The organism is Peterkaempfera griseoplana, from assembly GCF_001418575.1.
GTDB classification, from domain to species: Bacteria; Actinomycetota; Actinomycetes; order Streptomycetales; family Streptomycetaceae; genus Peterkaempfera; species Peterkaempfera griseoplana.
Genome location: NZ_LIQR01000270.1, coordinates 1 through 8,061, shown reverse-complemented (window position 1 = coordinate 8,061; position 8,061 = coordinate 1). Strand labels below are relative to the sequence as shown.

The window sequence follows — 8,061 nt, the reverse complement described above, 5'->3', positions numbered from 1 at the left end:
ACCCCCACCCACCCACCGGAGAACAGGACCCTGTGATGACCACACCGGCAAAGGGGCCCGCCAGCTACTTCCCCTCCATCGAGAAGAAGTACGGCCGCCCGATCGCGGACTGGAAGGACCTCATCCGCGCGTCGCCCCTGACCAGGCACATGGAACTGGTCGCCTGGCTCAGGACCGAACACGGACTCGGCCACGGGCACGCCAACGCGCTGGTCGCCCACACCCTCGCCGAGGACAGCGGCACGTAGGGCCGGGCCGGTGCGCCGCGGGACTCGACCGGGTCCCGCGGCACGGCCGTGCCACCGGGGTCATGCGCCGGACCGCGCAAGGCCGGTGACCCCGGATCGGCGGCGCCCCGCCGCCCGCCCGGCTCGCTATGATCCACCGCATGCCCTGGATACGACGCCGCGCCCGCAAGGACGAGCCACCCGCGGAGCGCCTGTCGGACCTGGAGTTCCTCGCCCTGGTGAAGGCAAGCCTCGAGGAGTACGCACCCGGGGTCACCCAGGGCGCCGAACTCAAGGGCAACTCGCTGCTCAGCCCGGCCGGCTGGGCGGTGGCCGTGGCGCCACCCCACCACGGGGGCGGCCGCCACTACGACCTGGTCGCGCTGCCGGACGTCAGCGTCCAGCCGGACGTGCCGTGCTTCATGGACTGCGTGGTGGCGATGGCCGCCAACCCCCGTGTCGCAGCCGACACCTGGGTGGAGACGGCCGGTGCCTGCCTGCTCGAAGTCCTCGACGGGCGCGGGCACTTCGCACAGCACACGGGCCCCGGCCAGAAGCGTGGCGTGCCGGGATGGCACTCGATCTCCTCCGGCGTGGTGGGCCTCGGGCGCGACGCCGCCGAGAACCGCCGCCTGCAGACCGCACTGCTGGACGCCAACGTCCTGCACCGCATCGCGGACACCTTCACCGCCGATCTGGAGTCGCCGTTCTTCAACGGTGTCAAGGTCTTCTACGGCGGGCAGCCCGGCGCCATGGAGGCGGAGGTCCGGGTCAACGGGGAGCGCCACCCGGCCGCCTCCGCCGCGATGGCGGCACTGGGCCTGCCCGAGCCCACGACGTTCACCGCGGTCCGCTACTACGCCCTGCTGCTCCCGGTACCGGCCGGCGGCGGGCGGCCGAGCTTCCCGTCGACCCGGCTCGACCTCGCCGACTCCCGCTCCCACTCGCAGCCTCACTCGCACGGTGCGACCTGCGGCTGCGGTGGGCACCTGGACCCCGAGCACCCGGGCTTCGACCTGCCCCTGCCGCACCTGGTGGCCGAACTCTCCGAGGAGGAGCGCGCAGAGCGCGTCACGGTCGACACCGGGGTGATCATGGTGGCGGAGGGGGTGGGCAACTTCCTCAAGGTGCGCCTCCCGGTCCGGCTCGACGACGGACGCACGGTCGTCCATCTCGCCTGGGCCGACCTCGAGGCGCCGGTGCTGGAGGAGTTCGTCGGGAGGGTCCACAGCAACGCCCTGGCCGGACACCGCTTCGAGGGCCTGCTGTGCAACGCCGTCGGGCCGTGGGGCGAGGAAGTGCTGCGCGCGCCTGTCGTCCTGGGAGGCCAGCGGATCGAGGAGGACGGATCGGTCCGTCTCAGCGAGGTGGTCGAGTCCGGCCACCCGCTGCTGAGCAGGGTGCTGAACGAGCGCTGGCCGGCCGGGTTCGTGCTCGGCGGCGACGATCCCCGGCCGCCCACCAGCTGACGGCCCGGCAGCGGGTCAGGGGTCCACCGCCGGTCCGCACCAAGGGTGGATCCCGGCACCGACCGGTACGACCGGACAACGCAGGCAGGCGGCGCGGGGCGGAGACGAGGGGGAGCCTTGGACACGGCGGAAGATCCACTGGTGGCTGCGGTGCGCAGCGGGGACAGCGAGCGGGTCGCGGCGCTGCTGGAGGACGGAGCGGATCCCGACACCGTCGACCGGCAGGGCGTTCCCGTGCTCTGCACGGCCGTCGCGGCGTTCGACGAACCGGTCACCGAGGCCCTGGTCGAGGGCGGTGCCGATCCTCTCCGGCGGCTGCCCGACGGGAGCACACCCCTGCTGAGGGCCGTCGACGCCGGCGACCTGCTCGCCGGCCGGCTGCTGCGCAACCCGGGGCACCTCGCGGACACCGTGCGTGAGGAGGTGCTGGCGCGCGCACGGCACTGGCACGAGACGGGGGTGGTCGCCGAGCTGCGTCGCCGGACCGGTGCCTCCGGCCCGGCCGGGCGCACCCGGGTGCGGGCCGAGGACGAGTACTGCGACTACGAGGAGTTCACCCTCGGCGGTATGACCGTGCGCGACGGACACGGGGCGATCCTCACCGCATTCGAGGAGCGGTTCGGTCTGCGGGTGCCCTTCGGCGTCCTGCTCGACCGCGCCCTGGTCCGTCCCGACCGGGAGCACGTCACCTGGTCGGAGATCACCTGGACGCTGTCGCAGCGGAAGAACGAGGAGACCTGGGAGGCGGCCTCGGCGCTGCGGTCGCACGCCGACCCGGTCCGCCGCCTCTTCGGCAGCGAGGTCCTGCGGGACATCGCAGCCGTGTACACCTACCCGGAGGAGAACCCCTTCGAGGAGCGCTCGCTGGAGATCTTCCTCCCCTGGGCGGTGGCGGAGCCCGACCCGGAGGTGCTGACCGAAGTGCTCACCGCTCTCAACGACCATGTGGGGCCGCAGGTCGAGGCCGTGGGGCTGTCGTACCGCGCCCATCCGGACCCCCGGGTGCGGGCCACGGTGCCGCGCGCTCTCGGCACGGCCGACGGGTTCGGTCCCGAGGCCATGGAAGTGCTCCTCGCGCTCGCCCGCGACGCCGACGCCGACGTACGCCGGGCCGCGTGCCGGGTGATGGCCGACCCCCGGGTGCACGGGCCCGCCATCGCGGACGCACTGGCCGGGCTGCTCGACGACGAGAACCTGGAGACCCGCGTCACGGCCGTCCACGGGCTGGCGCTGCGCGACGATCCCCGCTGTGTGGAGGGCAGGAACAGGCTGGGGGTCGTTGACGGGCCCCACGCCTGGCTGCTCGACGACGTGTGGCGGTACGAGCGGCGCCGCCGGGAGCGGTCGGAGGCACCGGCCGAAACCCCCGCCGAGCCACGCCCGTCGACCTGACTCCGCCACCGGACACCCACCCCGGGCCTCGCCGCCGGACGAGCGCGGGCCGATGCGTACGCAGCGGGCGGCGCCGGCCCGGCGGGGGTGCGGCCGGTCCGTCACCTGGCCGTGCGGGCCGGGTCAGGCCTGGACCTCCGTGCGGTCGCCGCCCCAGAGGGTGTGGAAGGTCCCCTCCCGGTCGACCCTGCGGTAGGTGTGCGCGCCGAAGAAGTCCCGCTGCCCCTGGATCAGCCCTGCCGGCAGCCGCTCCGCCCGCAGTCCGTCGTAGTACGCCAGCGCCGCCGAGAAGCCCGGCACCGGCACGCCCAGCTGGGCCGCGGTGGAGACCACCCGCCGCCAGGAGTCCTGGGCGGCGCCCAGCGCCTCGGCGAAGTAGTCGTCGGTGAGCAGCAGCGGCAGTTCGGCCGACCCGTCGTAGGCGGCCCGGATGCGGTCCAGGAAGCGGGCCCGGATGATGCAGCCGCCCCGCCAGATGGTCGCCATCGCGCCCCGGTCCACATTCCATCCGTACTCGGCGCTGCCGGTCTGGATCTGGTGGAACCCCTGCGCATAGGCGACGATCTTGGAGGCGTACAGCGCCTGCTCCACGTCGTCGGAGAACCGGTCGTGGGCCGCGCTGTCCAGCCAGGTCTCCTGCGGCCCCGGCAGCCCGCGTCCGGCCGCCCGCAGGTCCGCATGCCCGGACAGCGACCGGGCGAAGACGGCCTCCGCGATCCCGCTCACCGGAACGCCCAGGTCCAGCGCGGTCTGCACCGTCCAGCGACCGGTGCCCTTCTGCTCCGCCTGGTCCAGCACCACGTCCACGAAGGGCCGGTCGGTCCCGGCGTCGATGTGGGCCAGCACCTCCGCGGTGATCTCCACCAGGTACGACTCCAGCCGTCCGCCGTTCCAGGTCCGGAAGACCTCGGCGATCTCGCCGGGCTTCTGTCCGCCCACGTGCCGCAGCAGGTCGTAGGCCTCGCCGATCAGCTGCATGTCGGCGTACTCGATGCCGTTGTGCACCATCTTCACGAAGTGCCCGGCCCCGTCCGGACCCACATGGGTGCAGCAGGGCACCCCGTCGACCTGGGCGGCGATGTCCTCCAGCAGCGGACCCAGCGCCGCATACGACTCCTGCGAACCGCCCGGCATGATGGAGGGCCCGTGCAGCGCGCCCTCCTCGCCTCCGGAGATGCCGGTGCCCACGAAGTGGATGCCCCGCTCCCGCAGGGAGGCCTCGCGCCGCCGGGTGTCGGCGAAGTGCGCGTTGCCGCCGTCGACGATCATGTCGCCGGGGTCCAGCAGTGCGGCGAACTCCTCGATCACCTCGTCCGTGGGCTGTCCCGCCTTCACCATGATCATCAGGCGCCGCGGCCGCTCCAGGGAGGCCACGAAGTCCTCCGCCGACTCCGCGGGCAGGAACACCCCCTCGTCGCCGAACTGGGCCACCAGGTCCCGGGTCCGGGCGGGCGTCCGGTTGTGGATCGCCACCGTGTGCCCGTGGCGGGCGAAGTTGCGGGCCAGGTTGCGGCCCATGACCGCGAGTCCGGTGACCCCGATGCGTGCCTGCTGCGCCATGGCTGAAGCTCCCGCCTTGTGTCGTCGAGCGCCTGTCCTCGCGCTCCCAGCCTGCCCCTCCCGGGCGGCCGGTGCACGCGGACCCGGTACCCCGCCGCTACGCGGCGCGCCCCCGGGACGGTTCACCGCGGGGGTGTCCCGAGTACGCCGGGCGCCGGCTCAGTCCGTGTCGATCGGCCGGGGGCAGATCAGGGCGAAGATCCCGCCCTGCGGGTCCTGGAGGACCGCCATCCGGCCCGCCACCATGTCGAACGGCGGCTTGAGGACATTGCCGCCCGCCCTGATCAGCGCGTCCACCGTGGAGTCGGTGTCGTCGACGGCGAAGTACGTCAGCCAGTGCGACGGGACGTCCGGCGGGACCCCGGCCGAGGTGGGCTGCATCCCGGCCACGGAGCGCCCCTCCACCGTCAGCGAGTGGTACACCGCGCCGCCGGGGAGCTCCACCGGCTCGCTCTCCATGCCCAGCGCGGCGCGGTAGAAGGCCGCCCCGGCCGCGACGTCGCTGGTGTCGAGCTCGTTCCACACCAGTGCGCCGGGCTCGTTGACCAGTTGGGCACCGCCGAACTCCAGGGCCTGCCAGACACCGAACATCGCCCCCGTGGGGTCGGCGGCCAGCAGCATCCGCCCGGCCGGGGCGACCTCGGTGACCGGCATCAGCACGGTGCCGCCGTGGGCGGTGACGGCCCGTGCGGTGGCGTCGGCGTCCGCGGTGGCCAGATAGGTGTGCCAGCCCGGCGGCGGGGGCTGCTCTCCCGGCGCGGTCGTGGTGCCGCTGATCCCCGCGACCGGCCGGCCCCTCAGTGTGCAGATGGCGTAGCCGCCCATCTCGGGCGGCCCGACCTCGCCGGACCAGCCGAGCAGGTCGCGGTAGAAGGTCAGGGCCGCCTGCTGGTCGCCGACGGTGAGGTCCACCCAGCACGGGGTGCCGGGCGCATAGGGCTCGTTCACTTCGGCCATGGGACGGTGCCTCCCGGGCGCGCTCGGCTTTCCCCTCGCCCCCAGCCTGCTCGTACCGGGGTGATCCCGCCACCCGGCGGCGCAGCGGCGGATCAGGCGGGATGCGGATGCCGGCGGCGGCGGGCGGGACGCCCCGCGCCTGCCGCGCCCGCCCAGGCGGTGGTCGTCCCGCTGCCCCAGTCGCGCTGGGCGGCGACCTGCCGGGCGATCCAGATCTCCAGCACCGTCCAGAGGCAGAACAGCACCGACACCGCGGTGAGCAGCAGCACCGGCACCAGGATCCAGGTGCCGCCCAGCGAGGCGAGCACGGTGACCATCACGCAGACCAGGGTGAAGGCGAACGACACCCCGGCCCGTACGGCTGCCGACCGGACCTCGTCCGGCAGTCTGCGGCGCTGGGCGGTGCTCCGGCTGTGGGTGACCCCCATGGCGATGCCCCCTCGAGATGCGGCACGACGGCGTGGCTGACGCAGAGTCCGCCTGTGCACCTTGCCCGAGGAGGGGGCGTTCATGCCCGGTTGCGCCCCGCAGTCACCCGATCCGGTCATCCATGGCGGGTGCTCTGCGTCCGGACGGCCGCGTCCCCGGCGATCCGTCGCCGCGGCACCCGACCGTCCGCCTGGCCGCCTGGCCGCTTGGCCGACCGGCCGCCGCCGAGCCGGGGGCCGCGGTGGCGCCGGTACGTCCGCCCCCGGCCGCCCCCGCGGCTCCCGCGCCGGATCAGCCCTCGCCGCGGCCGGCCAGGAACGCCTCCACCCGGCTGCGCACCTCCGGGGTGTCCAGGCCGCGGACCGTCATGGTGGTGCGGCGACGCAGCACGTCGTCCACGGTGTACGCCCACTCGTGGTCGGCGGCGAAGGCGACCTGCCCCCAGACGTCCGGACCGTCCGGGTGGATCGGCTCGCCGAGCTTCGGGTCGGCGGCGATCAGCCGGGCGATGTCAAAGGCGAAGGTGCCGTAGTGGGAGGCCAGGTGCTTGGCGACCAGCGGCTCCATCCGCGCCCCGGGCTCCCGGTCGACCAGCAGCCGGTGCGCCACGGCGTTGGGCGCGCCGACGCCGGGCAGCGGCACCGTCCTGGGGAAGTCGGCCATGTCCTCGGAGAGTCCCACGCCGGGCACGTTCCGCAGCTTCTCCAGGACCGTGCGGCCGATGTGACGGTACGTCGTCCACTTGCCGCCGGCGACCGACAGCATGCCGCCGCGGCCCTCGGTGACCACCGTCTCGCGCTTGGCCGCCGCGGTCTCGCCGGGCCCTCCGGGCAGCACCCGCAGCCCGGCGAAGGTGTAGGTGATCAGGTCGCGGTCCAGGTGCTCGTCGCGGATCGCATGCCCGGCCTCGCCCAGGATCTGGTCGACGTCGGCGTCGGTGGCGCGTACCTCGGCGGGGTCGCCGGTGTACTCCTCGTCGGTGGTCCCCAGCAGGACGTGGTCCTCCCACGGGATGGCGAAGGAGACCCGGTACTTGTCGATCGGGATGGTCAGCGCGGCACGCCAGGGCGAGCGCCGCCTCAGCACCAGATGGGCGCCCTTGGAGAGCCGGATCGAGGGGGCCGCGCCCGCGTCCTCCATCCGCCGCAGATGGTCCACCCACGGGCCGGTGGCGTTGAGCACCAGCCGGGCGTCCACCCCGAACTCGGCGCCGTCCGTACGGTCCCTGAGTTCGGCGCCGCTGACCCGGCCGCCGGTGAAGCGCAGCGCGGTCACCTCGGCGTGGTTGAGCACCACCGCGCCGGAGTCCACGGCGGCGCGCACCGTCATCACCGCCACCCGGGAGTCGTTCATCTGGTGGTCGCCGTACACGGCCACCGACCGCAGGCCCGCGGTGCGCAGCGCCGGCACCTGCTGGGCGGCGTGCGCGGCGGTGGAGACCCGGCCCATGCCGTCGCGGAAGGCGGAGAGCGCCGAGTAGAGGAACACCCCCGCACCGAGCTTGGGCGCGGAGTGGGGGCCGCCCTTGTAGACGGGGACGAAGAAGGTGAGCGGGTTGACCAGGTGGGGGGCCACGTCGGTGGCCAGCGCCCGGCGCTCCTTGTGGTTCTCGGCGACCAGCTTGACGGCGCCGGTCTGCAGATAGCGCAGACCGCCGTGGACCAGCTTGGAGGAGGCACTGGAGGTGGCACCGGCGAAGTCGCCCGCATCGACCATCGCGACCTTGAGTCCGGACTGTGCGGCGGTCCACGCCACCGCGGTGCCCAGGATGCCGCCGCCGATGACGAGCAGGTCGTAGGTGGTGCTGCTGAGGAGTTCGCGGGACTGGGCACGGGTCGCGGTGCGGCCCGCGCCCAGGGTCGGGATGGTGGCCATGGTGGTGTACGGCGGCCGGGCTTCGCGGGCCCGGTGCGCCGTGCCTCCTCTCGGGTTGCGGTGCGGCGCCTCCGGTCGGGGGTGCGGGGGCGACGCGGTTCGGGCGGCCGCGCCGGGCGTGCACGCGGTCCGCCGGGGTGCGGCCCGGGCCG

The 8,061-nt window shown here is 74.1% G+C and carries 7 protein-coding genes; 3 read left to right on the top strand and 4 right to left on the bottom strand.

Annotated elements, in window-relative coordinates; translation table 11 throughout:
* Nucleotides 1-35: 35 nt before the first annotated feature.
* The 3 genes from AOK09_RS20565 to AOK09_RS20555 all read left to right on the top strand — a co-directional run bounded on the left by AOK09_RS20565 (nt 36) and on the right by AOK09_RS20555 (nt 3,088).
* The gene (locus AOK09_RS20565) at nt 36-248 is read left to right on the top strand and encodes a DUF4287 domain-containing protein (RefSeq protein WP_055588690.1); all 213 of its coding nucleotides are present in this window, start codon (nt 36-38) and stop codon (nt 246-248) included.
* A 140-nt stretch (nt 249-388) separates the two neighbouring features.
* The gene (locus AOK09_RS20560) at nt 389-1,696 is read left to right on the top strand and encodes a DUF6348 family protein (RefSeq protein WP_157875968.1); all 1,308 of its coding nucleotides are present in this window, start codon (nt 389-391) and stop codon (nt 1,694-1,696) included.
* Nucleotides 1,697-1,813: 117 nt separating this feature from the next.
* Nucleotides 1,814-3,088: a HEAT repeat domain-containing protein gene (locus AOK09_RS20555; protein WP_055588688.1), complete on the top strand. Its 1,275-nt coding sequence runs from the start codon at nt 1,814-1,816 to the stop codon at nt 3,086-3,088.
* Nucleotides 3,089-3,211: 123 nt separating this feature from the next.
* Here the strand turns inward: AOK09_RS20555 and gndA are convergent, their stop codons facing one another.
* From gndA to AOK09_RS20535, 4 genes are all read right to left on the bottom strand, one after another.
* On the bottom strand, nt 3,212-4,648 hold the full coding sequence (gndA, locus tag AOK09_RS20550) for an NADP-dependent phosphogluconate dehydrogenase (protein ID WP_055588687.1): 1,437 nt from the start codon (nt 4,646-4,648) through the stop codon (nt 3,212-3,214).
* Nucleotides 4,649-4,807: 159 nt separating this feature from the next.
* Nucleotides 4,808-5,605: a VOC family protein gene (locus AOK09_RS20545; protein ID WP_055588686.1), complete on the bottom strand. Its 798-nt coding sequence runs from the start codon at nt 5,603-5,605 to the stop codon at nt 4,808-4,810.
* A 92-nt stretch (nt 5,606-5,697) separates the two neighbouring features.
* Complete coding sequence (locus tag AOK09_RS20540; RefSeq protein ID WP_055588685.1) at nt 5,698-6,033, bottom strand: hypothetical protein; 336 nt, start codon at nt 6,031-6,033, stop codon at nt 5,698-5,700.
* Between the two features lie 292 nt (nt 6,034-6,325).
* Entirely contained in the window at nt 6,326-7,909 is a 1,584-nt protein-coding gene (locus tag AOK09_RS20535) for a glycerol-3-phosphate dehydrogenase/oxidase (RefSeq protein WP_055588684.1), read from the bottom strand.
* Nucleotides 7,910-8,061 lie beyond the last annotated feature (152 nt).

Excerpts from the sequence above, each read along its gene's own strand:
- AOK09_RS20545 (WP_055588686.1), bottom strand. The coding sequence starts at position 5,605 with ATGGCCGAAGTGAACGAGCCCTATGCGCCCGGCACCCCGTGCTGGGTG.
- AOK09_RS20565 (WP_055588690.1), top strand. The coding sequence starts at position 36 with ATGACCACACCGGCAAAGGGGCCCGCCAGCTACTTCCCCTCCATCGAG.
- gndA (WP_055588687.1), bottom strand. The coding sequence starts at position 4,648 with ATGGCGCAGCAGGCACGCATCGGGGTCACCGGACTCGCGGTCATGGGC.
- AOK09_RS20535 (WP_055588684.1), bottom strand. The coding sequence starts at position 7,909 with ATGGCCACCATCCCGACCCTGGGCGCGGGCCGCACCGCGACCCGTGCC.
- AOK09_RS20540 (WP_055588685.1), bottom strand. The coding sequence starts at position 6,033 with ATGGGGGTCACCCACAGCCGGAGCACCGCCCAGCGCCGCAGACTGCCG.
- AOK09_RS20560 (WP_157875968.1), top strand. The coding sequence starts at position 389 with ATGCCCTGGATACGACGCCGCGCCCGCAAGGACGAGCCACCCGCGGAG.